Raw genomic sequence first — 25,102 nt, forward strand, 5'->3', positions numbered from 1 at the left:
ACTGAGATGCTCTCCTTCCTGCTGGTCGCGCTCGCCGCCGCCGCGGTGACCGCGGTCGCCTCGGCGGCACTGCTGCGTCTCAGCCGGCGATTCCGTCTGGCACCCGAGGTGCGCGATCGGGACGTGCACCGCACGCCCACGCCCCGACTCGGCGGCATCGCGATGTTCGTCGGGATCATCGTCGGCTGCCTCTTCGCGACGACCCAGGACGACTTCTCGACGCTCTTCGCGCTCTCGACGCAGGTCTGGGCGATCCTGGGGGCGTGCACGCTGATCGCCGCCGTCGGCGTGCTCGACGACCTCTTCGACCTCGACTGGATGATCAAGCTGGCGGGCCAGCTGGCGGCCTCCGGGCTGCTCGCCTGGCAGGGCATCCAGATCGTCTCGCTGCCGTTCGGGGACACGCAGATCGTGGCGTCCGCGACCATGAACTTCGCGCTCACGGTCTTCCTCATGACCCTCGTCATGAACGCGGTCAACTTCATCGACGGCCTCGACGGGCTCGTGGCCGGCTTCGCGATCATCTCGAACTCGGCGTTCTTCCTCTACACGCAGCTGCTCACCGCCCGCTCCGGAGAGACACCGGCGGTCACGCTCGCCGGGCTCATCGCCGCGATCGTGGTCGGCGTCTGCGTCGGGTTCCTGCCGTTCAACTGGCACCGCGCCAAGATGTTCATGGGGGACACGGGCGCGCTGCTGGTCGGCCTGCTCATGGCGACCTCGACCGTGTCGGTCACGGGCCAGCTCAACCCGGCCGTGCTCGATCAGAAGCTCGTCCTCGCGAGCTACATCCCGATCATCCTGCCGGTCGCCGTGCTCGCGCTCCCGCTGGCGGATTTCTCGCTCGCCGTGCTGCGCCGCCTGCGCGCGGGACAGAGCCCCTTCGCAGCGGACCGCAAGCACCTCCACCACCGTCTGCTCGACATGGGCCACTCCCAGGTGCAGGCCGTCTCGATCTTCTACCTCTGGACCGCGGTGATCTCGCTGGCATGCCTGCTGGTGTTCACCATGCGGAGCTTCGCGCTGCCGTTCGCCGTGCTCTTCGCCGGGACCGCGCTCTGCCTGGTGGTGACGCTCGTCCCGGCCTCGCGATTGCGCGCAGGTCTGGCACGGCGCGGCTTGCTACCGTTGAGGGCGGGGAGGACCCCCGCCGACGAAAGGACCCCCGAGTGAACAGCACCGCCGACCACGACGCGACGCCAGACGCCGCGCCGCAGATGCCGGCCTCCCAGCCCGTGCTCCTGAAAGCACTGAAGTGGGGGATCCTGGCCACGGTCGTGCTCATCGCGCTGTTCAGCGGCATCGGCTTCCTGGCGGCGGGTGCGCCCGGCCTCGTCGGCGGCGTCATCGGCACCGCGATGGGCGGGGTGTTCCTCCTGCTGACGGTCGGCAGCATCGCGTTCGCGAACCGGTTCATCGAGAGCCCCAACTACGTGATCCTCTTCTTCGTGGTGGTGCTCGGCAGCTGGGTGCTGAAGTTCCTGATCTTCATCGTCGCGACGGTGATGCTGAAGGGGCAGCCGTGGCTCGACACCACCGTGCTCTTCTTCGGCGTCGTCGCTTCGGTCCTCGTCTCGCTGGTCATCGACGTCCTCGTGATCGCCAAGTCGCGGATCCCGTACGTCTCGGATCCACGATAGGGTTGAATCCGGCAGGATCCTGCGCCTGATCGGTTTCGCCAGAGGCCGAATTTTTGATAGGATCCTAGTGTTCCCTTGCCGCGGCATGTTTTTTGCTGCCGCGTGAGCGACGGGGGCACGATCATCGTTCGACGCTGTGTGAGCCGAGCTCGCACCCCGAATCAGGAGAATGGCGCTGTCCGCTAACGCTATGCAACTCGTGGCCCCCAGTCTTTTCGCAACTCAGGAGGGCGGCGGGTTCCATCCGCCGTCGATCGAGGAGTTCTTCCCGGAGGCCGTGCTCTTCGCCGGAACTCCGTTCGAGATGAACCGCATCATGATCATCCGCGTGATCATGCTGGTGCTCCTTCTCGTCGTGTTCTGGCTCGGCACTCGCAACATGCGCGTGATCCCGACCCGCGGGCAGTCGCTCATCGAGATGGGACTGGACTTCGTCCGGGTCAACATCGCCGAGGACCTGCTGGGCAAGGTGGACGGCAAGCGCTTCCTGCCGATCCTGACCTCGATGTTCTTCCTGATCCTCGCGTTCAACATCACGGGCATCCTCCCCGGCTTCAACATCGGCGCCTCCGCGGTGATCGGTCTGCCGCTGGTGCTGGCAGTCGTCTCGTACGTGACCTTCATCTACGCCGGCATCAAGAAGAGCCCGAAGAACTTCTTCAAGAACTCGCTGTTCCCGGCGGGCGTCCCCTGGCCGGTCTACATCATCGTGACCCCGATCGAGCTCATCTCGACCTTCGTCATCCGTCCGGTCACGCTGACCCTCCGACTCCTCATGAACATGGTGGTCGGCCACCTCCTGCTGGTGCTCTTCTTCAGCGCCTCCTGGTTCTTCCTCATCGAGGCGCCGGGGCTCATGAAGCTCTTCGGCATCGGCACCCTCGCCTTCGGCTTCGCCTTCACGCTCTTCGAGATCCTCGTCGCCGTGCTGCAGGCCTACGTCTTCACGCTTCTCACCGCTGTCTACATCCAGCTCGCGCTGGCTGAAGAGCACTAAAACCAACCGGGTTCGGCATCCGCCGCGCTCAACACACGGAAGGAAACACATACTGTGTCTGTTCTCGCTGATATCTCGGGCAACATCGCAACCGTCGGCTACGGCCTCGCCGCCATCGGCCCCGCCATCGGCGTGGGTATCGTCGTCGGCAAGACCATCGAGGGTGTTGCTCGTCAGCCCGAGCTGGCCGGCCGCCTCCAGGTCCTGATGTGGATCGGTATCGCGTTCACCGAGGCGCTCGCCTTCATCGGTATCGCGACCTACTACATCTTCTCCTAATCCGCTTCCCCACGTCTCGGAAGGGAGGCACTGATGCATAACGCAGTTATCGCAGCTGCCGAGGGAGCTCGGAACCCGCTGCTGCCGGAGACCTACGACATCGTCTGGTCCGCGCTCGCGTTCCTCATCATCCTCATCGCATTCTGGAAGGTCTTCCTTCCGAAGATGCAGACGATGCTCGACGCTCGCGCCGAAGCCATCGAAGGCAACATCGCCAAGGCCGACGAGGCTCAGGCGAAGGCCGAGGCCGCACTGCAGGAGTACACCGCCCAGCTGGCGGGCGCCCGCCAGGAGGCTGGCGAGATCCGCGACGTGGCACGTGCCGACGCCGCGAAGATCGTCGCCAAGGCCAAGGAGGACGCCACGACCGAGCAGACCCGCATCGCGCAGGCTGCTCAGGCGCAGATCGAGGCCGAGCGCCAGAGCGCTGCCGTCTCGCTCCGCAAGGAGGTCGGCACCCTCGCGATCGACCTCGCCTCGGGCGTCGTCGGCGAGTCGCTCAGCGACGACCAGAAGGCCTCGGCCCTGGTCGACCGCTTCCTCGCCGATCTCGAGGCATCCGAGAAGGCGGCCAAGTAATGGGCAGCGCGTCTCGTGCGGCACTCGCCGCGGCCCGCGGTGAGCTGAGCCCCGTGCTCGGCGCCGGGGTCGGGGCCGAGCTGCTGGGTGCAGCGGCCGAACTCGACCGCACCCCGGCGCTGCTCAAGGCGCTCGGCGATGCGTCCGCTTCGGCTGCCGCGAAGGGGCAGCTGGTGGATCGCGTGTTCGCCAGCGTCTCGGGCGGCGCGCGCGGCGTGCTCCGCGCCGCCGCGGCGGGCACCTGGTCCGACTCCGGCGAGTTCGTCGAGGGCATCGAGGAGCTCGGCATCCGTGCCGAGGCCAACGCCAACTCCTCGCTGTCCGACGAGCTCCTCGCGGCCGCCTCGGTCGTCGAGAGCAGCCACGAGCTCGAACTGAAGCTCGGCGACAAGCTCGGCGATCCCGCGGCAAAGGTCGCGCTCGCGACGCGCCTGTTCGGCGGCAAGCTCTCGGCTGCCGCCCTGGGCGTCGTCACGCACCTGGTCGCGAACCCCCGCGGTCGTCGCGTCAATGCGGCGCTCCGCGCCGCGGCCGACGTCGCAGCCGACCAGGGCGGCAACGCACTCGCGACGGTCACCGTCGCCGCGCCGCTCGCCCCCGCACAGCAGGAGCGCCTCGCGGTTCTGCTCGAACAGAGCGCCGGCCGTCCGGTCCGCATCACCACCGTGCTCGATCCCGAGCTCGTCGGTGGCGTGCGCGTCCAGCTCGGCGACAACGTGATCGACGGCAGCGTCCGCGCTCGCCTCGAGGACCTCCGCCTGCGACTCGCGGGTTAGGGCTCAACTTTTCACCCCGGGGGCGGCGCTTCCGGACCAGACAGAGGAAACGAAATGGCAGAACTCTCAATCAGCCCGGACGAGATTCGCGACGCTCTCAAGGACTTCGCGTCGTCGTACGAGCCGGCTCAGGCAGAGAAGACCGAGGTCGGAACCGTCACCGACGCAGCCGATGGCATCGCGCACGTCGCGGGCCTGCCCGGTGTGATGGCCAACGAGCTCGTCCGCTTCGCGGACGGCACGCTCGGCCTGGCGCAGAACCTCGAAGAGGACGAGATCGGCGTCGTGGTGCTCGGTGAGTTCACCGGCATCGAGGAGGGCCAGCAGGTCACCCGCACCGGCGAGGTGCTCTCGGTCCCCGTGGGCGAGGGCTACCTCGGCCGCGTGGTCGATCCGCTCGGCAACCCGATCGACGGTCTCGGCGAGATCGCCGGCGTCGAGGGCCGCCGCGCGCTCGAGCTCCAGGCCCCGGGCGTCATGCAGCGCAAGTCGGTGCACGAGCCGCTGCAGACCGGCATCAAGGCGATCGACGCCATGATCCCCGTCGGCCGCGGTCAGCGCCAGCTGATCATCGGCGACCGCCAGACCGGCAAGACGGCCATCGCGATCGACACGATCATCAACCAGAAGGCCAACTGGGAGTCGGGCGACGTCACCAAGCAGGTGCGCTGCATCTACGTCGCCATCGGCCAGAAGGGTTCGACCATCGCTTCGGTGAAGGGCGCGCTCGAGGACGCCGGTGCGATGGAGTACACGACCATCGTCGCGTCTCCCGCGTCCGACCCCGCCGGCTTCAAGTACCTGGCTCCCTACACCGGCTCGGCCATCGGCCAGCACTGGATGTACGCGGGCAAGCACGTCCTGGTCATCTTCGACGACCTGTCGAAGCAGGCCGAGGCGTACCGTGCCGTGTCGCTGCTGCTCCGCCGTCCGCCGGGGCGCGAGGCCTACCCGGGCGACGTCTTCTACCTGCACTCCCGCCTGCTGGAGCGTTGCGCGAAGCTGTCCGACGAGCTCGGCGCCGGCTCGATGACGGGTCTCCCGATCATCGAGACCAAGGCGAACGACGTCTCGGCGTACATCCCGACCAACGTGATCTCGATCACCGACGGCCAGATCTTCCTCCAGTCGGATCTCTTCAACGCGAACCAGCGTCCCGCGGTCGACGTGGGCATCTCGGTCTCGCGCGTCGGCGGCGACGCCCAGGTGAAGTCGATCAAGAAGGTCTCCGGCACGCTCAAGCTCGAGCTCGCCCAGTACCGCGCCCTCGAGGCCTTCGCGATGTTCGCATCGGACCTCGACGCGGCCAGCCGTCGTCAGCTCGAGCGCGGTGCGCGCCTCACCGAGCTGCTCAAGCAGCCGCAGTACTCGCCGTACCCCGTCGAGAAGCAGACCGTTTCGATCTGGGCCGGCACCAAGGGCCACATGGACCAGGTTCCGGTCGAGGACATCCTCCGTTTCGAGAGCGAGTTCCTGGATTCGCTGGAGCGCAACTCCGAGGTCCTCACCACGCTGCGCGAGACCAACGTGCTCGACGACGACACCGTCGCCGAGCTCGAGGCCAAGATCGCCGAGTTCAAGCTCGAGTTCCGCACCTCGGCCGGCGTCACGCTGGCTGAGCAGTTCGCGTCGCTCGGCAAGGACGAGATCAAGCAGGAGCAGCTGGTCGTCAAGAAGTAGTCGAGGCTCCGGCGGGGGCGCATGCCCCCGCCGGTCCTCCTCCACTTCGACCAGCCCGCCCCAACCAGACACAGGAGAGACATGGGAGCGCAACTTCGGGTCTACCGGCAGAAGATCCGTTCTGCCCAGACGACCAAGAAGATCACCCGTGCGATGGAGCTGATCGCGGCATCTCGCATCCAGAAGGCTCGTGCCCGCGTCGCGGCGTCCGAGCCCTACACCACGGCGATCACCCGTGCGGTGTCCGCCGTCGCGGTGCACTCGAACACCGACCACCCGCTGCTGACCGAGCCGGAGCGCATCGAGCGCGCCGCGGTGGTCATCTTCACCTCGGACCGCGGTCTCGCAGGCGCCTTCAACTCGCAGGTGCTGCGCGAAGCCGAGGAGCTCAGCGAGCTGCTGCGCGCCGAGGGCAAGGACGTGAAGTACTACCTGGTCGGCCGTAAGGCGCAGGGCTACTTCAGCTTCCGCGCCCGCGCGTCCGAGCGGGTGTGGACCGGCGGCACCGACAGCCCCGCGTTCGAGACGGCTCAGGAGATCAGCGAAGCGCTGCTCGAGGCCTTCAACACCGAGACCGCCGAGGGCGGCGTCGACGAGATCCACCTCGTCTACAACCGCTTCATCAGCATGGTCTCGCAGACCCCCGAGGTGCACCGTCTGCTGCCGCTCGAGGTCGTCGAGGGCGTCGCCGAGGCGAGCGACGGAGCGAACCCGCTGTACGAGTTCGAACCCGACGCCGACACCGTGCTCGACAAGCTGCTTCCGGCCTACATCGAGTCGCGCCTGTTCAACGCGCTCCTCGAGTCGGCCGCCGCGAAGCACGCTGCGACGCAGAAGGCGATGAAGTCGGCGAGCGACAACGCCGATGCGCTGATCCGCGATTACACCCGCCTCGCGAACAACGCGCGTCAGGCGGAGATCACCCAGCAGATTTCCGAGATTGTCGGCGGCGCTGACGCGCTGTCCGATTAGCAAACGCGAAGAGAGAGAATCATGACCGAAACCGCCGCTGTGGCGACTGAGGCCACCACGAAGGTCGCCGGGCGCATCGCTCGCGTGACCGGCCCCGTCGTCGACATCGAGTTCCCGCACGACGCGATCCCCGCCGTCTACAACGCGCTCGAGACCACCATCGACTTCGGTGAGGGCTCGGAGCCGTTCAAGCTCGTCCTCGAGGTCGCTCAGCACCTCGGCGACAACGTCGTCCGCGCCATCGCGCTGAAGCCCACCGACGGCCTGGTCCGCGGCCAGGAGGTCTTCGACACCGGCACCTCGATCACCGTCCCCGTCGGCGACGTGACCAAGGGCAAGGTCTTCAACGTGACCGGCGACGTGCTCAACCTCCCTGAGGGCGAGACCATCGAGGTCAGCGAGCGCTGGAGCATCCACCGCGAGCCCCCGGCCTTCGACCAGCTCGAGTCGAAGACGCAGCTCTTCGAGACCGGCATCAAGTCGATCGACCTCCTCACCCCCTACGTGCAGGGCGGCAAGATCGGCCTCTTCGGCGGTGCGGGCGTCGGCAAGACCGTCCTCATCCAGGAGATGATCCAGCGCGTGGCGCAGGATCACGGCGGCGTGTCCGTGTTCGCCGGCGTCGGCGAGCGCACCCGTGAGGGCAACGACCTCATCCACGAGATGGAAGAGGCCGGCGTCTTCGACAAGACCGCCCTCGTGTTCGGCCAGATGGACGAGCCGCCGGGGACCCGTCTCCGCGTCGCGCTCTCGGCCCTCACCATGGCCGAGTACTTCCGCGACGTGCAGAAGCAGGACGTGCTGCTCTTCATCGACAACATCTTCCGCTTCACGCAGGCCGGTTCCGAGGTCTCGACCCTGCTCGGCCGCATGCCCTCCGCGGTGGGCTACCAGCCGAACCTCGCCGACGAGATGGGCCTCCTCCAGGAGCGCATCACCTCGACGCGCGGTCACTCGATCACCTCGCTGCAGGCCATCTACGTGCCCGCCGACGACTACACCGACCCGGCTCCGGCGACCACCTTCGCCCACCTCGACGCGACCACCGAGCTCTCGCGTGAGATCGCCTCGAAGGGTCTGTACCCGGCGATCGACCCGCTCACCTCGAGCTCGCGCATCATGGATCCCCGCTACTTGGGCGCGGACCACTACCGCGTCGCCACCTCGGTGAAGCAGATCCTCCAGAAGAACAAGGAGCTCCAGGAGATCATCGCGATCCTCGGTGTCGACGAGCTCTCCGAAGAGGACAAGATCACCGTGGCGCGCGCACGTCGCATCCAGCAGTTCCTGTCGCAGAACACCTACATGGCGAAGAAGTTCACCGGTGTCGAGGGTTCGACCGTCCCGCTGAAGGAGACCATCGAGTCGTTCGATGCGATCACCAAGGGCGAGTTCGACCACGTCGCCGAGCAGGCCTTCTTCAACGTCGGCGGCATTTCCGACGTCGAAGAGAAGTGGGCGCAGATCCAGAAGGAGAACGCGTAATCATGGCCACGCTCAACGTGAGCGTCGTTTCGGCTGAGCGCGAGATCTGGAGCGGTACCGCTTCCAACGTCAGCGCGAAGACGGTCGAGGGCGAGATCGGCATCTACGGTGGGCACGAGCCGCTTCTGGCTCTGCTCGCCGAGGGCTCGGTCCGCGTCACCGGCACCGACGGTGAGAAGATCACCGTCAACGCCGAGGACGGGTTCCTCTCCGTCGACCACGACACGATCACGATCGTGGCGGGTCGCGCCGAACTGGTCGCCTGATTCCGACCGTTCGTCCATTCCAGCGCCGAGGCCGGTCGCAGCTTCATTCGAAGCGGCGGCCGGCCTCGCCGTTTCCCCGCACCCAGAAAGCCCGACCATGCTGATCCTGCTCCCGCCCTCCGAGACGAAGCGCACCGGCGGAGGCGCGCCCTACCGGGCCGAGGACCTCGCGCACGGCGAGCACCTCGCCGGCACCCGCGCCGCGGTGCGCACGGCGCTCGAAGAGCTCTCGCTCGACGAGGACATCGCGGCGAAGGCGCTCGGGCTCGGGGTGAAGGCCCGGGGCGAGCTCGAGCACAACCGCGTCCTCGAATCATCGGGCGCGCTCGAGGCGATGGACCGCTACACCGGCGTTCTCTACGACGCGCTGGATGCGGCTTCGCTCGACGAGGACGCTCGCGACTGGATGCGCGAGCACGTCGCGGTGCAGTCCGCGCTCTTCGGCCTCGTGCGCGCGGGGGACCGGATCCCCGCGTACCGGCTTTCGGCCGGCAGCCGGCTGGCGGCCCTCGATGCGCCGCTCAAGCGCAGCTGGGTTCGGGCCCACGCGGACATGGACTGGGCATCGCACGGCTGGATCCTCGACCTCCGATCCAACGACTACGCCGCGCTCGCGCCCCTTCCCGAGGGCGTCGGCACCAAGCTCGAGGTGGCGCAGCGCAGCGCGGACGGCGCGGTCCGCGCGCTCAACCACTTCAACAAGACCGCCAAGGGCGACCTCGTGCGTCGCCTCGCCCGATCCGGTGCGGAGCTGGACGGTCCGGAGACGTTCGCGGGCTGGGCGCAGGGGCAGGGCCTCGAGGTGCAGCTCGGCGAGAAGCCCGGCAGTGCGACGCTCGTGACCGAGCTCGGCGCACCCGCCGGGGTGACGGGCGGGGCGGGCTCCGAGCGGGCCGCACGGTAGGATGTTCGAGTGATTGCCGAGGAGAGACGTTGACCGGACGTGGGGAGAACGCCGTTCGGCGTCGCATCGGCTATCGCCCGGACTCGGACCTCGAGATCGAGCTGTCGTGGCACGCCATCACCGACGTCGGACGCCGGCGCGAGGTGAACCAGGACAGCTACGTCGTGATTCCGCCGATCTTCGCGGTCGCCGATGGCATGGGAGGCCACTCCGCGGGCGAGGTCGCCTCGGCCGCGGTCGTGCGCAGGCTCGCCGAACTCGGCGGGAAGCGCAGCGTCAGCGAGCAGGACATCGACGGTGCGCTCGAGGACGCGGTCGAGGACATCGAGCTCGACGCGGGGGAGACCGATCTGGGGGCCGGAACCACGGTCACCGGCGTGACTCTCGGCTCCTGCGCCGAGGAACCCACGTGGACCGTCTTCAACATCGGCGACTCCCGCGTGTACCAGTACTTCAAGGGTGCGCTCAGTCAGATCACCGTCGACCACTCGGTCGTGCAGCACCTCATCGACACCGGAGCGATCACGCCCGAGGAGGCGGAGTTCCACCCGCACGCGAACGTGATCACCCGAGCGGTCGGGTTCAACGAGGCACCCTCGCCCGATTACACGGCGCTCGCGCTGATCCCCGGGCAGCGGATCCTGATCTGCTCCGACGGGCTCACCAAGGAGCTCACCGAGATCGGGATCCAGCATTTCCTCGCGACGACCGATACGGCGGAGGAGGCCGCGAAGCAGCTCGTGCACCACGCCATCGAGAACGCGGGACGCGACAACGTCACCGTCGTGGTGATCGACGTGCATGCCGTCGGCGAGGCCCGCGACACGAGCGATCTCGCGATCGCCGGGGTGTCGCTCGACGCGCTCGGCGCGGAGAACCCCGCGGAAGCCGGCGCGCTGTCGGGAGCATCGGAGCCCGCCTCCGCCATCCCGGAGCCCGCTGCAGCTGAGGTCGCCGGGACCGAGCCCGTCGAGACCGAGCCCGTCGACGTCGTGGGAGTCGGACCCGAAGCCGAGGTCGTGGACGCCGCTGCGGACGCCGCAGACTCGGACGACGACGGGCCCGACACGGTGCCCGTGCGCGTCCCGAACGACTGATCGGCGGCTGCGCGCGCCGCGCCGCGGCAGTCTCCTTCCGTGCGCAAGCGCTCCGGCGGACGCGCGCGTCCTCCCGGCAAGCCCGTACAACGCCGTGAGCGGGCGTCCTCCGGGGAGGGCGCCCGCTCACCGGCCGAGGATGCTCAGGCGAGTTCTGCGGCGAACGCTTCGTCGAGCACGGCCAGCACGTCGGCGGCCAGCGCGTCGGTGAGCTTCAGCGACGGCAGGAAACGAATCACGTTCCCGAAGATGCCGGCATTGAGCAGCAGCACGCCGGCCTGGGCCGCGCGGGCGATGACCCGCGAGACGAGCTCGGCGTCGACCTCCATCGTTCCGGGCTTCACGACCTCGATCGCCATCATGGCGCCCTTGCCGCGCACCTCGGCGATCACGTCGTACTTGGCAGCGAGGGCGCGCAGGCCGTCGCCGAGGACGCGCTCGATGCGCTTCGCCTCCGCGAGGAGGTCAGCGGACTCGATCTGCTCGAACACGGCGTTCGCGGCGGCGCACGACACGGGGTTGCCGCCGAAGGTGCCGCCCAGCCCACCGGGCTGCGCGACGTCCATGATCTCGGCGCGGCCGGTGACCGCCGCGAGGGGCAGGCCCCCGGCGATGCCCTTCGCCGAGAGCACGAGGTCGGGCTCGACGCCGAACTGCTCGATCGCGAAGACGGTGCCGGTGCGGGCGATGCCCGACTGCACCTCGTCCGCGATGAACACGACGCCGTTCGCGCGGCACCAGTCCGCGAGCGCGGGCAGGTAGCCGTCGGCGGGAACGACGAAGCCGCCCTCGCCCTGGATGGGCTCGACCACGAGGCACGCGAGATCCTCGGCGCCCGCGACCTTCTCGAGGTAGGTGATGGTGCGCGCCGCGGCCTCCGCGCCCGACAGCCCGTCGCGCAGCGGGTAGGAGTTGGGGGCCTTGTAGACGTCGCCTGCGCGCGGGCCGAAGCCCGCGGCGTAGGGGGCGGCCTTGTGGTTCATGGTCGAGGTGAGCATGGTGCGGCCGTGGTACGCGTGCTCGAGCACGGCGACGCCGGGGCGTCCCGTGAACTTGCGGGCGATCTTCACGCCGTTCTCGACGGCCTCGGCACCCGAGTTGACGAGTACGGTGCGCTTCTCGCCCGCACCCGGAACATGCTTCGCGAGGTGCTCGGCGACGCGCACGTAGCTCTCGTAGGGGGTGACGGTGAAGAGCGTGTGGGTGACGCTCTGCAGCGCAGCGGTCGCGGCGGCGACCACGGCGTCGTCGGTGTGGCCGATGGTGGTGACACCGATGCCGCCGCCGCAGTCGATGAACTGGTTGCCGTCGACGTCGACCAGGATCGAGTCGTGCGCGCGGTCGATGTAGACCGGCAGCACGCTGTGCACGCCCGGCGGAACGACTGCCCGGCGGCGCTCGTGCAGCTCCTGCGAGCGGGGCCCGGGGATGGAGGTTACGACGCGGCGTTCCTGGACGATGGTGTCATTGCTCATGGGGTCGATCCTACTCCCGGGTATCTTGACGTCGACCTACATCGGGCGCTGTGCCGAGCGGTACGCTCGCTGCATGATGGGGAATCACGAGTACGCGGTCGGTGTCGAGTGGACGGGCAACCGGGGGAGCGGCACGAGCGGGTACCGGGAGTACGGGCGGCAGGTGCTGCTGTACGGCACCGACAAGCCTCCGCTCGAGGGATCGGCCGACCCGACCTTCCACGGCGACGTCGATCGGTGGAATCCCGAGGAGCTCCTGGTCGCTGCGCTGGCGCAGTGCCACCTGCTGTCGTACCTGCACTCGGCGGTGCGTGCGGGCGTGGTCGTGACCGACTACGTGGATCGCGCGACCGGCGCGATGCGCCAGCGGGGCGAGGGCGGCAGCTTCGTCGAGGTGGTGCTGCACCCCGAGGTGACGGTGGCGGATGCGTCGATGGTGGATGCGGCGCTGACCGCCCATGCCGAGGCGAGCCGCAACTGCTTCATCGCCGCCTCGGTGAACTTCCCCGTGCGGCACGAGCCCGTGATCCGGGTGGCCTGCTGAGGGCGGGCGCGGGACCCGCGGGCCGAGCCGGTGCGACTGGTCACGTGAACCGGATGGCCGTGCTACTCTCGCGGCAGCGGACATACTGACCATATCAAGCGAGAGGGAGCACGCGATGCCGGTGAACCAGGACGGAACGTCCCGGGCGGGCCGAGAACTGCGCTACCAGCGCGTCTACGACCTCGTGACGGGGCTGATCGCGGAGCAGGGTCTCGAGGCCGGCGCGAAGCTCCCGAGCACCGCCGAGCTCGCCGCGATGGCCGAGGTCAGCGTCATCTCGGTGCGTCGTGCGCTCGACGAGCTCGCGCACGACGGGATCATCGTGCGGCACCAGGGCGTCGGCACCTTCGTGGCGCAGCGGAGGCTGGTCAGCCAGCCGGGCTCGCCGGGCACCCTGCTCGGCACGATCTCCGACGGCACCTCGCCGGCCGAGTTCAGCACCGAGCTCGTGAGCCTCGCGGTCGGTCTGCCCGGCACCGACCACGTGCGCGCGCTCGGGATCGAGAGCGGTCAGCCGGTATGGGAGATCGCACGCGTGCGATCCCGGGGCGGGGTCCGCGCCGTTGCCGAGATCGCCACGATCCCGCTCAGCCTCGCTCCTGCTCTGGACGAGAGCCGGCTCGCGGCGGGGGAATCGCTGTACGAGCTGATCGAAGAGCGCACGGGGATCTCCGAGGCGTACGCCGAGCAGTTCTTCCAGGTCGACCGCCCGACCCCGTGGGAGCGGGAGCAGCTGCAGCTCGACGCCGAGGACACGGTGATGCGGGTCCGCGGCGTGAGCTACTCCGACGACGACGTGCCGTTCGACTCGTACTTGCAGACCTACCGGGCCGACGACTTCGTCTTCTACGTGTCGGGCAAGCGCGGACCGCGGCTGCTCCCGCCCGCCGGCACCGGTCGCTGGGACGTGCGCCCCTTCGGCGCGCCGACCGCCGACTGATCCTCGGACGCCGGACGCCGGGCCCAGGCCGTCCCGCGCGGCGCCCGGCGTCCGCCGGATCACGTCGTTCGGGCAGGATCCGGGCTCGGAATGCTGTCGATGAGCAGCTGCGTGTAGGGATCTCCGGGCCGGTGCACGACCTCGTCGGGCGTGCCCGATTCGACGATACGCCCGTCGCGCATCACGATGATGCGGTCGGCGTACTCGGCCGCGGTCGAGAGATCGTGGGTGATCATGAGGATCCCCATCCGTTCCCGCTCCTTCAGATCGGCGAGCAGTTGCAGCACGCCGGTGCGGACCGAGACATCCAGCATGCTCACGGGCTCGTCCGCGAGCAGCAGAGCCGGATGGAGCACGAGCCCCGCGGCGATCGCCACCCGCTGGCGCTGTCCGCCCGAGAGCTGGTGCGGGTACCGGTCGATGTACTGCTCGGCGGGGGTGAGACCCACCGATTCGAGCGCCGCGAGCGCGCGATCGCGGCGCTCGGCGCGATCGCGGCACACCTTGAAGACGAGCAGCGGTTCCTCGAGGGTGTCGGCGACGGTGAATCGCACGTCGAGCGACTCGTATGGATCCTGGAAGATCATCTGCACCCGTTCGCGGAGCCGGCGACGCTCGGCGCGACGGATCCCGAGCGCGGGCGCACCGTCGACGAGGACCGAGCCGCTCGCGCCGGGCAGCATGCCCATCACCGCCTGGAGCGTGGTCGTCTTGCCGCAGCCGGACTGGCCGACGAGCGCGACGAGCTCGCCCTCCGCGACCTGGAACGACACATCGGAGACCGCCCGCCGGGTTGCGCCGCGTCCGGGGTACTCGACCGAGAGGCCGTCGACGGCGAGCAGGGCGGGAGCAGGTTCCGGCCGGGGCCTCGCGCCGACCTGGGCGATGTCGGGGGTCGACTCGAACAGGGTCCGCGTGTAGGGGTGCGCGGGCGAGCGGTAGAGCTGCTCGACGGTGCCTTCTTCGAGGATCTCGCCGCCGCGCATGACGGCGGCGCGCGTGCAGCTCTGCGCGACGACGCCGAGATCGTGGGTGACGAGGATCAGCGCGAGTCCGAGTCGCTCCGAGAGCTCCACGAGGAGGCGCAGGATCTGGTCCTGCACGACGACGTCGAGGGCCGTCGTCGGTTCGTCCGCGAGCAGCACCTTCGGTTCGCATGCGAGCGCCATCGCGATCACGGCGCGCTGCTTCATGCCTCCCGAGAGCTCGTGCGGGAACCGGTGCTCGGTGCCCTCGGGGAGGCCGACGAGCGAGAGCAGTTCCTGCACCCGTGCCTCCTCGGAGCCGACGAAGCGCCGGTGCACCTGGAGTGCCTCCGTGATCTGCCACCCGACGGTGTGCACCGGGTTGAAGGCGCTCATCGCGCCCTGGAACACCATGGCGATGTCGGTCCAGCGGTGGGGGCGCACGGTGCGGTCGCCGCCCGCGATGATGTCGACGCCGTCGTAGAGCACGTGGCCCGAAACGGTCGCGTTCGCGGGAAGCAGGCCGAGCGCGGCAAGGATGGTGGTCGTCTTGCCGCAGCCGGACTCGCCGACGAGGCCGAGACGCTCACCGGGGGCGAGGCCCAGCGAGAGGCCCTTCACCGTCTCGTTCTCGGCTCCGTCATCGGTGCGGAACCAGATCCGCAGATCGCGGAGTTCGAGCACGGCTCGTGCGGGGTGGGTCGGGGTCGTCGGGGTCATCGCTGGTCCTCCGTTCCGGGATCGGGCGTGGCGCCCGTCGTGCGAGTGCGCTCGACCGGTTCGCTGGCCCGCGCGAAGTCGTCTGCGGCGCTCTGCCGCAGCGCCCAGGTGCGCAGGCCCAGGTGCGAGACCCGTAGCCGGGGGTTGAGCGCGTCCTCGATGGCGCGGCCGAGCAGATAGCAGCCGACGATGAGCAGCGCGACGGCGACGCCGGCGGGCACGATGGCCCACCAGGCCCCGGTCGAGACGGCCGCCCGGTTGAACGCGCGTTCCATGATCGTGCCCCAGGTGATCGCGTTCGGATCGGAGAGCCCGAGGAATGCGAGCGCGGTCTCGTTGAAGATCGCGACGGTCACGGCGAGGACCGCGCTCGCGGCCAGCAGGGGGCCGAGCTGCGGCAGGATGTGCCGCAGCACGATACGGAGGTGCCCGGCGCCGATGGCCTCCACGCGTCGCACGTAGGTGCGCTCGCGCAGGCTCTTGACCTGGGAGCGGACGATGCGGGCGGTGCTCGTCCACATCAGCGCGCCGATCACGACGATCACGTGGTCGAGGCTCGGACCCCAGACCGCGGCGACGACGATCATGAGCACGATCTGCGGGATCACGAGGAAGTAGTCGGTGATGCGCATCAGCACGGTGTCCACCCAGCCGCCGAAGTAGCCGGAGAGGATCCCGACCGCGGCGCCGATGACGATCGATATCGCTGCGGCGGTGAAGCCGACGAACATCGAGATGCGGCCGCCCTCGAGCACGAGGCTCAGTACGTCGACACCGCCGTCGTCGCAGCCGAACCAGTGCGCGGCGCTGGGAGCCTCGAACACGCCGCAGCTGACGTCGCGGCTCGAGTACGGCGAGACGATCGGAGCGACGATCGAGAGGAGCAGGAACGCGAGGATCACGGCGATGCCGATGATGGCTCCCGGCTGACGGATCGCACGTCCGAAAGCGCCTCGGCGGCGGTCCTTCGGGCGGCGCCGACGGGGGAGCGAGACGAGCGTGGTGCCCGGAAGTGCCATGGTGTCCGGTCCCTTCTAATCCGAGACTCGCGGGTCGAGCCACGCGTACGCGAGGTCGGCGAGGTAGTTGCAGACCACGACCGTGATCGTGATGACGAGGAAGCCGCCCTGGAGCATCGGGTAGTCGCGATGCAGCACGGCCTCGTAGAGCGCCCGGCCGATACCGGGCCAGGAGAAGATGACCTCGATGAGGATCGCGCCGCTCACGACGCTGCCGAGCGCGAGTGCGATCATCGTCACGGTCGGCAGCATCGCGTTGCGCACGGCGTAGGAGCGGATGATGCGGCCGCGGGTGAGACCCTTGGCGCGGGCGGTGAGGATGTAGTCCTCACCGAGCGTCTCGAGCACCGAGGATCGCATGAGGAGCAGATTCTCGGCGTAGAGGGTGAGCACGAGCGTCGCGACGGGCAGCACGAGGTGGGCGCCGCGGTCGGCGAACTGCTCCCAGGGGGACGCGAGTTCGGCGAACGGGTCGCTCATGCCGGCCGAGGGCAGCAGTCCCGCGAAGGCGATGAGGAGCATCATGCCGAGGAACTGCGTCGGGAAGGCGTAGAACGCGACCGACAGGTTGGTCATGATGTGGTCGAACGGACTGCCCCGGCGCACGGCGCTGAGGATTCCGAGCAGGATCCCGAGCGCGAGCGCGATCACTGTGCCGGTGAGCACGAGCGGCAGGGTGTTCGCGAACGCCTCGGCCAGGTTGCCGGCGACCGGCTGCCGGTTCGCGTACGAGACCCCGAGGTTTCCGGTGAGGAGACCCTTGAGATAGAGCAGGTACTGCTCCCACAGCGGGCGATCGAGGCCGAACTCGCGGGTGAGCGCCTGTTTCAGCTCGGGCGAGGCGTTGGGGACGCGCGAGATGCGCGTGACGGCCGAGCCGGGCAGCACACGGAACAGCACGAAGTTCAGCGTCACGGCCACGAACACGGTCACGATCGCGAAGATCGTTCGCCGCCAGACATATCTCCTGCGGTGCATCTGGCCTCTCTTCCTTGAGGGGGCTACTGGATCGACAATGCGATCACGAAGTCTTGTCACCTAGTATGCTCAGTCTACTAAGATAAGTGAAGTTGCAATTTCTTGCGTGTTGCCACCTCCCTCGAAGATGAGAAGCAGGGGACCCATGAATCTGAGAAAACGTCTGCTGGCGATCGGCGCCGTGATGATCGCCGCCGCCCTCGCACTATCCGGGTGCGCCGGGAACGGAGCGAGCCGCAATGTGCTGCGTGTCGGCACGACGTCGCTCGTCGACTCGCTCAACCCCTTCGTCGCCGACTCCGACTACTCGAGCGTGCTGTTCCAGTACATCTACCCGCACCTCACCGAGTACGACCGCGACCTCAAGATCGTGCCGTCGTTCGCCCGCAGCTGGGAGACCTCGGCGGATGGGAAGACCTGGACTTTCCACACCGTGCCGGATGCGAAGTGGTCGGATGGGACGCCGTTGACCGCAGAGGACGTCGCGTTCACCGCGAACATGATCCTGCGCTACAAGGACGGCCCGACGGGAATCCTCTCGGGCTGGGTCGCGCACCTCGAGCGCGCGGAGGCGCCGGATCCCAACACCGTCGTGCTCCACTACGCCTCGCCTGTGGGCAACGTCCTGACGCAGATGCAGGCCCTGCACATCCTCCCGAAGCACGTCTGGGAGCCGCTCGCCTCGGGCGACGGCACGCGCCTCACATCCTACGAGAACCGGGCGCCGCTCGTCTCGGGCGGTCCCTTCACGCTCGACACCTACCGCAAGGACCAGATCATGCTGTTCTCACGCAACCCGCACTGGTGGGGCGAGACGCCCAAGATCGACGGCTTCGGGTTCCAGTTCTTCGCGAACGACGATGCCATGGTCACCGCTCTCAAGAGCCACCAGCTCGACATGATCGGCCAGATGACCCCGCCGACCGCCGTAGAGACCCTGAAACGGGCGGGCATGACGGTCGAGATCGGGCCCAGCGTCACCATCAAGAACCTCATCATCAACACCAACCCGAGAAAGCCGAAGCACCGGGAGCTGCTGAATCCCGAGGTGAGGAAAGCGCTCGAGTACGCGATCAACCGCACCGAGATCGTCGACCAGACCTGGCTCGGATACGCTCAGCCCGGGTCCACGGTGCTGTCGCCCGCCTCGGGATACCACGACCCCGCGATCACCGGGCTGCCCTTCGACCTGGAGAAGGCGAACGCGATCCTCGACGGCCTCGGCTACCGCAAGGGCTCCGACGGGATCCGGGTCGCGAACGGCTCGCGCATGGACTACGAGCTCGTGTTCCCCACCGAGGAGAACGGGTCGGGCGATCGGGCCTTCCAGACGATCCAGCGCGGATTCGAAGACATCGGGATCAGGCTCGTGCAGCGCAAGATGGACTCGGACGCCGCTGCCGACGCGATCAACGGACCGGACAACGAGTACCTCGACTACGACTTCGCCATGTGGAACTGGACCCCGCCGGTCGACCCGGACTTCCTCCTCAGCACGCTCACCTGCGCCTCCCGCGGGCACAACTCCGACAGCGGCTATTGCAACCCCGAATACGACCGGCTTTACGCGCTCCAGGGCACCCAGCTCGACCCCGCGGCGCGACGCACGACGATCGACCGTATGCAGCAGATCCTCTTCGACGACCGGCCCTACGTGGTGCTCACCTATCCGAAGGTGATCGAGGCCCACAACCCGGCGTGGTCCGGCTTCGTGCTGGCGCCCCTCGTCGGCTCGATCAACAACCTGTCGACGCAGACCCTCATCCAGGTGCACCGGACGGAAGGCTGAACCGTGCAGATCGAACTCCTCGTCCTCCCCGACCCCGAACGGAACGACCCGCTGAACGAGCCCGCCGCCGCAGGCCTCAGGGCGCTCGCCGCCGAACTCGGCACCGAGCATGCGAACGTCGCCGACTGGCTCTCGGCGGCTCGCGGCGAGGCCGCGCACGTCCGTGCCGTCGTGCCCGGCGGCGGAAGGCCCCACCTCGTGATCGCGGTCCGGGCGGAATCCGCGCAGCGCGGCCCGGGCGCTCCGTCGACCCTCTCCAGGGTCCAGGCGGCCGGGCTCGCGCTCGGCGCGCTCGCCTCCGAGGTCGCCGACGGTTCGCCGACACGTATCTGGTGGGGCCGCGAGGACTGCGCGGTCGACGAGGTGCTGTGGCGGGGGGTGCGCGTCGGCGAACAGCGTCCGGGGGCTCCCGAGCGGGTCGCTCCCGAGCCGGAATTCGCCGCAGGCGAGCCCGTGCCGGACTCCTGGCGGCGCTCGGCGGACGCGGTGCGCTGGGTGCGCGAGCTCGTCGAGCTCCCGCCGAACCGGCTGGGGCCGGGGAGCTCGCGCAGCGCATTTCGGAGCACTGCGGGGAGAATGCCGCCATCGAGGTGGAGATCTGGGATGCCGTGAGGCTCGGCAGGTCGGGCTTCGGGGCCGTGCTCGCCGTGGGCGGAGGCAGCGCCCGCCCGCCCCTGGTCGCGCACCTGAGGCTGGCCGGCGACCCGTCGCTGCCGTCGATCGGGTTGGTCGGCAAGGGCATCGCCTTCGACTCGGGCGGGCTCAATCTCAAGCGCGACGCCGGGGAGATGTCGTGGATGAAGTCGGACATGGCCGCGGCCGCGACGGTCGCGGCCGCGATCCGGCTGGCGGCGGACGCGCGGGGCGTCGGGGGCGGGCCGACCGTCGAGGCGATCCTGCCGCTGTGTGACAACGCGGTGTCGGGGACCTCTGCCCGCCCCGGCGATGTGGTGCGGCATCCGGGCGGTGAGACGACCGAGATCGTCGACACCGATTGCGAGGGTCGGCTCGTGCTCGCCGACGGGCTCTCCTGGCTGCGCGCCGTCGGACATGATGCGCTCATCGACGTGGGTACCCTGACTGACGGCGGAGCCGGCTTCCGGCGCACGGGCGTCTGGTCGAACGACGAGGAGTTCGTGGCCCGTGTGGTCGCCGCGGGGGAGCGTGTCGCCGATCCGGCCTGGATCCTGCCCCTGCCGTACGGCGAGGACGAGGCGCTCGAATCGCGCGTCGCGGACCTGCGCAACGCGCCGCTCGACCGGCCGGACACCGCGCGCCATGCGGCCGCGTATCTCGCTCGCTTCGCCCGCGGTGCCGCCTGGGCGCACCTCGACATCGGCGGAACCGCGTATCTCGAGTTCCCGATCGCCGGACTCGGCGAGGGGCCGTCGGGCGCCGGCGCGCTCGCGCTCGCCGAGCTGTTGGCGGGCGCGGACACCGCCTCGAGACGCTGAGACACCCATCCCCTTTATTGATCATACTTAGTATGATAAGTTTGCGGCGATCGGAACCGACGACCGTACTCCTCCTGTGAAAGGCATGACATGGATCTCACCTTCGCCTCGGCGTTTCCCGACCGCACCTCGCGCTCCCGCGAGCTCTTCGAGCGTGCCAGGCTCACCATTCCCGGCGGCGCGGGCAGCACCGCGCGTCTGCCGCGCAACGGCTGGAACCCCTACCCGCTGTTCATGGAGCAGGGACTCGGCTCCCGCATCACCGACGTCGACGGCAACGAGTACGTCGACTATCTCCTGGGGCTCGGCCCTGACATCCTCGGGCACCGGCACCCCGATGTCACCGAGGCCGTGACCCGGGCGATCACCGAGTACGGCACCAGCTTCGGCCTGCCCTACGAGCTCGAGATCGAGGCCTCCGAGAAGGTCGTGGCGACCGTGCCCGGCGTCGAGCAGGTCCGCTTCGCGAACTCGGGCTCCGAGGCCGTGGGGCAGGCGGTCCGTCTCGCCCGAGCGACGACCGGTCGCCGCATCATCGTTCGCTTCGAAGGGCTGTACCACGGCTGGCAGGACAGCGTGTACTGGTCGAACCACGTCGATCTCGACCAGGCGGGACCCGCGGACCATCCGCGCCCCGTCGCGATGGGCCTCGGCGTGCCGGCCGAGCTCGAGGACACGCTCGTCGTGCTCACCTGGAACGATGCGGAGAGCTTCGTGAAGCTCATGGAGGAGCGGGGCGAAGAGGTCGCCGCCGTCATCACGGAGCCCGCCGTGCTCAACACCGGCTGCATCCTGCCCGAGCCTGGCTACCTCGAACTGCTGCGTTCGGAGACGCGGAAGTACGGCGCGATGCTCATCTTCGACGAGGTCATCACCGGCTTCCGCATCGCCAGGGGCGGCGCGCACGAGTACTACGGCGTGATCCCCGACCTCACCACCTACGCGAAGGGCATCGGCGGCGGCTTCCCCGTCGCGGCCATCGGCGGCACGAGGGAGGCCATGCGTCTCATCGCCGACGGTACGTACTCCCACTCGGGTACCTACAACGCCAACGTCGTGCAGTGCGCAGCGGTGTCGGCGACGATGGACCTGATCGCCCAGCCCGGACTGTACGAGCGTCAGCGCGCGCTCGGCGACCGACTCGCGCGAGGCCTCGAATCGATCGCGAACGACAACGGCATCGACGCCTACGTGACGGGTCTCGGCACCGTGTTCCAGCTGTGGTTCGCAGACGGCCCCATCAAGAACTGGCGCGACGCGGTCAAGCACACTCGCGAGGGGGTCTTCACCCGCTGGTACGAGGAGATGATCGTGCGCGGCGTGCTGTTCCATCCGCTCCAGTTCGAGAATCTCTTCGTCTCGCTGGTGCATGATGATCGTGACATCGACGACACGCTCGAGGCCGCCTCAGGCGCCATGCGCGTGCTCGCTCGGGAGTTCGTGAAGGCGTGAGACGACGGGGAGCGGGTGGCATGGTGCACGAAGGCGCGATCGCGATCGGCCTCGACCTGGGGACGTCGAGCGCGAAGGCGCTCGCCGTCGAGGTGGCAACCGGGCGCGTGCTCGCCCGCGTGCGCCGGCCGTACCCCACCTCGCGGCCGGAAGCCGGCGCGGCCGAGCAGGCTCCGGGCGACTGGATGGCGGCCGTGGTCGGTGCGCTCGGCGAGCTCGCGCAGTCGACGCCCGCGCAGCGCTGGATCGGGATCGGCCTGTCGGCCATGCTGCCGACGCTCGTCTGCCTCGATGCGGCGGGAGAGCCCGTCGGGCCGGCCGTCGTCTGGGAAGACATCCGCGCCGAGACCGACGCGCGCGAGCTCGCGGCTCAGCATCCCGATGCGACGGCCTACGCGCGTACCGGCCAGCACCTCGACGGCCGGTACCTGGTGCCCATGTACCGGCGCATCGCGCGGACCGACCCCGGGGCGGCCCGTCGCATCGCACGGATCGCCGGAGCCAAGGACTACGTCTTCGCGCGCCTCACCGGCGTGCTGCTCACCGACCCGAGCACCGCGGTCGGCTCGGGCGTGAGCGCCGTCGCCGACGGCGCTCACGCCTCGGGAGACTGGCCGGAGCTCCCCGAGGTGCGGCCGTCGACCGAGACCCGCGGACTCGTCGACGGCGTCGCCCGACTCGTCGGCGTGCCGAGCGGGATCCCGGTGGCGCTCGGCGCAGCGGACTCGGTGCTGGGGGCGGTTGCGCTCGGCGCGCGGCCGGGCCGGGACGTTGCGATCATCTCGGGCACGAGCACCGTGATCCTCGGGACCCGCAGGAGCCCCGAGCCGGATCCCGGCGGGCGCTCGCTCGTGACCCCGCTCGCGAGCGACGGGTTCGGCTGGGAGATGGATCTCGTCGCGACCGGTTCGGCCTTCGCCTGGCTCGCGGGTCTCACGGGCGCCCCGTCCGTCGAGGCGCTCCTCGCCGAGGCCGTCGAAACGGATCCGGGCTCCGCCCCGCTCGTCCTGCCCTATCTGGGTCCGGGGGAGCAGGGAGCGCTCTGGGAGACGGGGCTGTTCGGCGGATTCACCAGGCTCACCCTCGGCAGTACCCGCGGCGATCTCATGCGGGGTCTCGTGACGGGGATCGTGCTCGAGGCGCGCCGCTGCATCGCGGTGATCGATCCGCCGGAGGACGGCAGATTGCTCGTCGCCGGAAGCTCGGCGCGCTCGCCGATGCTCCTGCAAGATCTCGCTGATGCGTGCGGTCGCCCCGTCGAGGCCGATCTCGTCGAGACCGATCACTCGGCGCTCGGCGCCGCGGACCTGGTCTCGACCGCCTGCGGCAGTGCGCCGATCGGGCGGACGCACGGAGCGCCGCATCGGTTCGACCCGCGCTCTGAGCGCGCCGCGCTGTGGCGCGAGCTGGCAGAGCGGCAGGAAGCGGCGCTCCGTCGCGAGCGGGCGCGGGTCGCGGGCGGGCAGCGGTGAGCGGGCTCGAAGGCGGACTCGCGACCGCGCTCGCCCGTGGCGAGGAACTGCTGCGTCGCGCCCCCGTCGCCGGCGGAACGATCGCCATCCGCACCCCCGAGGGCGAACGGACCGCGGCCTTCGGCACTGCAGGCCCGGGCGGCGCCCCGATGGATGCCGGCGCGCGGCTCCAGATCGGGTCGATCTCGAAGAGCATCGCGGGGCTCGCGGCAGCCCGGCTCTCGGTCGAAGGTCGGCTCGACCTGGACGCGCCGGTGCGCGAGCTCCTGCCGTGGTTGGCGGTGCCGGTCGGCGTCGGCGAACCGAGTCTGCGGCACCTGCTCGGGCACACCGCGGGATGGATTGCCGGGAGCGATGCGCTGCCCGGTGAACGGGCGCAGGCCCTGGCTCTCGGCGAGACCGTCGCCGGCAGTCGGCCCGGCGCCTTCTTCCACTACAGCAACATCGGGTACGTCGTGCTCGGCCTCGCGCTCGAGGCCGCCTGCGACCAGCCGTACTCGCAGATCGCGCAGCGCTTCGTGCTCGAACCGCTCGGCATCGGCGACGCCATGACTGGCATCACCGGGGCGCAACGCGGGGAACTGTGCCGCGGAACGGTGCCGCCGCGCGACGACGCGCCGTGGTCGCCCGGCGACGGTCTCGCCGAAGCGCCGTGGCTCGAGCCGGCGGGCGCGGACGGCAACGTCGCGGCGACCGCCGCCGGCCTCGTGCGCTTGGCGCGGGCGTTCGCCGAGCCCGAACGATTCGTCGGGGCCGCACCATGGCTCGGGGAAGCCGTCGCGCTGGCGACCGCGCCCGCTGCTCCGAGCGGCGAGGGCGTGCTCGACGTCGGCCCGCACCTGCCGGCCCCGGGCGATCGCTACGGCTTCGGGATCAACGTCGAGCCGACGCCGTGCGGCACCGTGCTGACGCACGGCGGGGGCATGGTCGGATACGGCGCGTTCCTCATCGCGCACCGCGACGCCGAGGTGTCGATCGGGGTGCTGATCAGTGGTCCGGGTGAGCGGCCCTACGCCGAACTCGTCGCCAGGGAGTGCCATGCTGCCCTGCTCGCGGGCCGTGGCGCGGCCGCGGGAACCGCGGACCCGATCCTCGCGCTGCACGTACCGCGGAGGCCGCTGGACCTCGATCCCACCCTCTCGGACGGGGTCGCCGGTACCTACCGGAGCTACAGTCCCTGGGTGCCGCACCTGGAGGTCGGTCGGGACGCCGGGGGGCGTCTCGTGCTCCGCGCCTACGCCGGGGTGGAGGCCCCGACCGAGGACGTGCCGCTCGTCGCGCTACCGGACGAGGGCGCTCGGACGTTCCGTGTCGGTTCGGACCCGAGGCTGCCCGAGCGGATCCGTTTCGAGGGCGTGATCGGAGGCGTCGCCCAGATCCTCGTGCGCGATGGCGGCCGGTTCGCGAGGGTCGCCGACCGCTGATCACGGATCGACGTACCGGGCGGGGGCTGATCGACCCCCGGTGTCACCCGTCTGGCCAAACCCGTACTCGGGTGTTATTTTCTGATCATGACTCGATCTCGGAAATTTTCCCCAGCACTGGCGCTGGCGGCACTTCTGCTCCTGACCGGCGGCACCGCCGCCGCGGCCGACGACGGCCGCTCGACGACCGGGCTC

24 protein-coding genes are annotated in these 25,102 nt (G+C 69.4%); 20 read left to right on the top strand and 4 right to left on the bottom strand.

The genetic code is table 11. The features are described from left to right. Positions 1–6: 6 nt before the first annotated feature. The 12 genes from AB3K78_RS03490 to AB3K78_RS03545 all read left to right on the top strand — a co-directional run bounded on the left by AB3K78_RS03490 (position 7) and on the right by AB3K78_RS03545 (position 10,675). Complete coding sequence (locus AB3K78_RS03490) at positions 7–1,173, top strand: MraY family glycosyltransferase (protein WP_416446224.1); 1,167 nt, start codon at positions 7–9, stop codon at positions 1,171–1,173. After that, complete coding sequence (locus AB3K78_RS03495; RefSeq protein ID WP_416446226.1) at positions 1,170–1,640, top strand: 3-oxoacyl-ACP reductase; 471 nt, start codon at positions 1,170–1,172, stop codon at positions 1,638–1,640. Before AB3K78_RS03490 ends, AB3K78_RS03495 begins: the two co-directional genes overlap by 4 nt. A gap of 190 nt (positions 1,641–1,830) precedes the next feature. Continuing rightward, a complete protein-coding gene (atpB, locus tag AB3K78_RS03500) occupies positions 1,831–2,637 on the top strand; it encodes a F0F1 ATP synthase subunit A (RefSeq protein WP_416446228.1) in 807 nt (268 codons plus the stop codon). Between the two features lie 54 nt (positions 2,638–2,691). Continuing rightward, entirely contained in the window at positions 2,692–2,916 is a 225-nt protein-coding gene (gene atpE, locus AB3K78_RS03505) for an ATP synthase F0 subunit C (RefSeq protein WP_416446230.1), read from the top strand. Between the two features lie 33 nt (positions 2,917–2,949). Next, positions 2,950–3,495 carry a F0F1 ATP synthase subunit B gene (locus AB3K78_RS03510; RefSeq protein WP_416446232.1) on the top strand — a complete coding sequence of 182 codons (546 nt, stop codon included), beginning with the start codon at positions 2,950–2,952 and terminating at the stop codon, positions 3,493–3,495. Then, positions 3,495–4,271, top strand: coding sequence for a F0F1 ATP synthase subunit delta (locus AB3K78_RS03515; protein WP_416446234.1), 777 nt, complete (start codon positions 3,495–3,497; stop codon positions 4,269–4,271). Before AB3K78_RS03510 ends, AB3K78_RS03515 begins: the two co-directional genes overlap by 1 nt. A gap of 54 nt (positions 4,272–4,325) precedes the next feature. After that, complete coding sequence (gene atpA, locus AB3K78_RS03520) at positions 4,326–5,951, top strand: F0F1 ATP synthase subunit alpha (protein WP_416446236.1); 1,626 nt, start codon at positions 4,326–4,328, stop codon at positions 5,949–5,951. Positions 5,952–6,032: 81 nt separating this feature from the next. Continuing rightward, the gene (locus AB3K78_RS03525; RefSeq protein WP_416446238.1) at positions 6,033–6,923 is read left to right on the top strand and encodes a F0F1 ATP synthase subunit gamma; all 891 of its coding nucleotides are present in this window, start codon (positions 6,033–6,035) and stop codon (positions 6,921–6,923) included. Positions 6,924–6,944: 21 nt separating this feature from the next. Further along, positions 6,945–8,408: a F0F1 ATP synthase subunit beta gene (atpD, locus tag AB3K78_RS03530; protein WP_099724296.1), complete on the top strand. Its 1,464-nt coding sequence runs from the start codon at positions 6,945–6,947 to the stop codon at positions 8,406–8,408. Between the two features lie 2 nt (positions 8,409–8,410). Then, positions 8,411–8,674 carry a F0F1 ATP synthase subunit epsilon gene (locus AB3K78_RS03535; RefSeq protein ID WP_416446241.1) on the top strand — a complete coding sequence of 88 codons (264 nt, stop codon included), beginning with the start codon at positions 8,411–8,413 and terminating at the stop codon, positions 8,672–8,674. A 97-nt stretch (positions 8,675–8,771) separates the two neighbouring features. Further along, entirely contained in the window at positions 8,772–9,578 is an 807-nt protein-coding gene (locus AB3K78_RS03540; protein ID WP_416446243.1) for a YaaA family protein, read from the top strand. Between the two features lie 29 nt (positions 9,579–9,607). After that, complete coding sequence (locus AB3K78_RS03545) at positions 9,608–10,675, top strand: PP2C family protein-serine/threonine phosphatase (RefSeq protein WP_416446245.1); 1,068 nt, start codon at positions 9,608–9,610, stop codon at positions 10,673–10,675. A 143-nt stretch (positions 10,676–10,818) separates the two neighbouring features. Here AB3K78_RS03545 and gabT read toward each other — a convergent pair whose 3' ends face one another. Next, on the bottom strand, positions 10,819–12,150 hold the full coding sequence (gene gabT / locus AB3K78_RS03550) for a 4-aminobutyrate--2-oxoglutarate transaminase (RefSeq protein WP_416446247.1): 1,332 nt from the start codon (positions 12,148–12,150) through the stop codon (positions 10,819–10,821). A gap of 73 nt (positions 12,151–12,223) precedes the next feature. Between gabT and AB3K78_RS03555 the strand changes: the two genes are divergently transcribed. Both AB3K78_RS03555 and AB3K78_RS03560 read left to right on the top strand, forming a co-directional pair. Continuing rightward, on the top strand, positions 12,224–12,694 hold the full coding sequence (locus AB3K78_RS03555) for an OsmC family protein (RefSeq protein WP_416446249.1): 471 nt from the start codon (positions 12,224–12,226) through the stop codon (positions 12,692–12,694). A gap of 115 nt (positions 12,695–12,809) precedes the next feature. Continuing rightward, positions 12,810–13,634 (top strand): GntR family transcriptional regulator, encoded by an 825-nt coding sequence (locus AB3K78_RS03560; protein WP_416446252.1) that lies wholly within the window; start codon positions 12,810–12,812, stop codon positions 13,632–13,634. A 59-nt stretch (positions 13,635–13,693) separates the two neighbouring features. Here the strand turns inward: AB3K78_RS03560 and AB3K78_RS03565 are convergent, their stop codons facing one another. Genes AB3K78_RS03565 through AB3K78_RS03575 form a run of 3 tightly spaced genes read right to left on the bottom strand, consistent with a single transcriptional unit; the run spans position 13,694 to position 17,316 of the window. Beyond that, complete coding sequence (locus AB3K78_RS03565; RefSeq protein WP_416446254.1) at positions 13,694–15,319, bottom strand: dipeptide ABC transporter ATP-binding protein; 1,626 nt, start codon at positions 15,317–15,319, stop codon at positions 13,694–13,696. Next, positions 15,316–16,338 (bottom strand): ABC transporter permease, encoded by a 1,023-nt coding sequence (locus AB3K78_RS03570; RefSeq protein ID WP_416446256.1) that lies wholly within the window; start codon positions 16,336–16,338, stop codon positions 15,316–15,318. Before AB3K78_RS03570 ends, AB3K78_RS03565 begins: the two co-directional genes overlap by 4 nt. A gap of 15 nt (positions 16,339–16,353) precedes the next feature. After that, positions 16,354–17,316 (bottom strand): ABC transporter permease, encoded by a 963-nt coding sequence (locus AB3K78_RS03575; RefSeq protein ID WP_416446258.1) that lies wholly within the window; start codon positions 17,314–17,316, stop codon positions 16,354–16,356. Between the two features lie 145 nt (positions 17,317–17,461). Here AB3K78_RS03575 and AB3K78_RS03580 point away from each other — a divergent pair, with 145 nt between their 5' ends. From AB3K78_RS03580 to AB3K78_RS03605, 6 genes are all read left to right on the top strand, one after another. After that, positions 17,462–19,105 (top strand): ABC transporter substrate-binding protein, encoded by a 1,644-nt coding sequence (locus AB3K78_RS03580; RefSeq protein ID WP_416446260.1) that lies wholly within the window; start codon positions 17,462–17,464, stop codon positions 19,103–19,105. Positions 19,106–19,108: 3 nt separating this feature from the next. Further along, positions 19,109–19,717: a hypothetical protein gene (locus tag AB3K78_RS03585; RefSeq protein WP_416446262.1), complete on the top strand. Its 609-nt coding sequence runs from the start codon at positions 19,109–19,111 to the stop codon at positions 19,715–19,717. Then, the gene (locus AB3K78_RS03590) at positions 19,660–20,559 is read left to right on the top strand and encodes a M17 family metallopeptidase (RefSeq protein WP_416447295.1); all 900 of its coding nucleotides are present in this window, start codon (positions 19,660–19,662) and stop codon (positions 20,557–20,559) included. The genes AB3K78_RS03585 and AB3K78_RS03590 overlap by 58 nt, the downstream gene beginning before the upstream one ends. A 90-nt stretch (positions 20,560–20,649) precedes the next feature. Beyond that, positions 20,650–22,011: an aspartate aminotransferase family protein gene (locus AB3K78_RS03595; protein WP_416446264.1), complete on the top strand. Its 1,362-nt coding sequence runs from the start codon at positions 20,650–20,652 to the stop codon at positions 22,009–22,011. Positions 22,012–22,031: 20 nt separating this feature from the next. Continuing rightward, complete coding sequence (locus AB3K78_RS03600) at positions 22,032–23,483, top strand: xylulokinase (protein ID WP_416446266.1); 1,452 nt, start codon at positions 22,032–22,034, stop codon at positions 23,481–23,483. Continuing rightward, complete coding sequence (locus tag AB3K78_RS03605; protein ID WP_416446268.1) at positions 23,480–24,907, top strand: serine hydrolase domain-containing protein; 1,428 nt, start codon at positions 23,480–23,482, stop codon at positions 24,905–24,907. The genes AB3K78_RS03600 and AB3K78_RS03605 overlap by 4 nt, the downstream gene beginning before the upstream one ends. Positions 24,908–25,102: the final 195 nt, after the last annotated feature.

It is taken from the genome of Leucobacter sp. HNU (assembly GCF_047946755.1).
Lineage (GTDB): Bacteria > Actinomycetota > Actinomycetes > Actinomycetales > Microbacteriaceae > Leucobacter.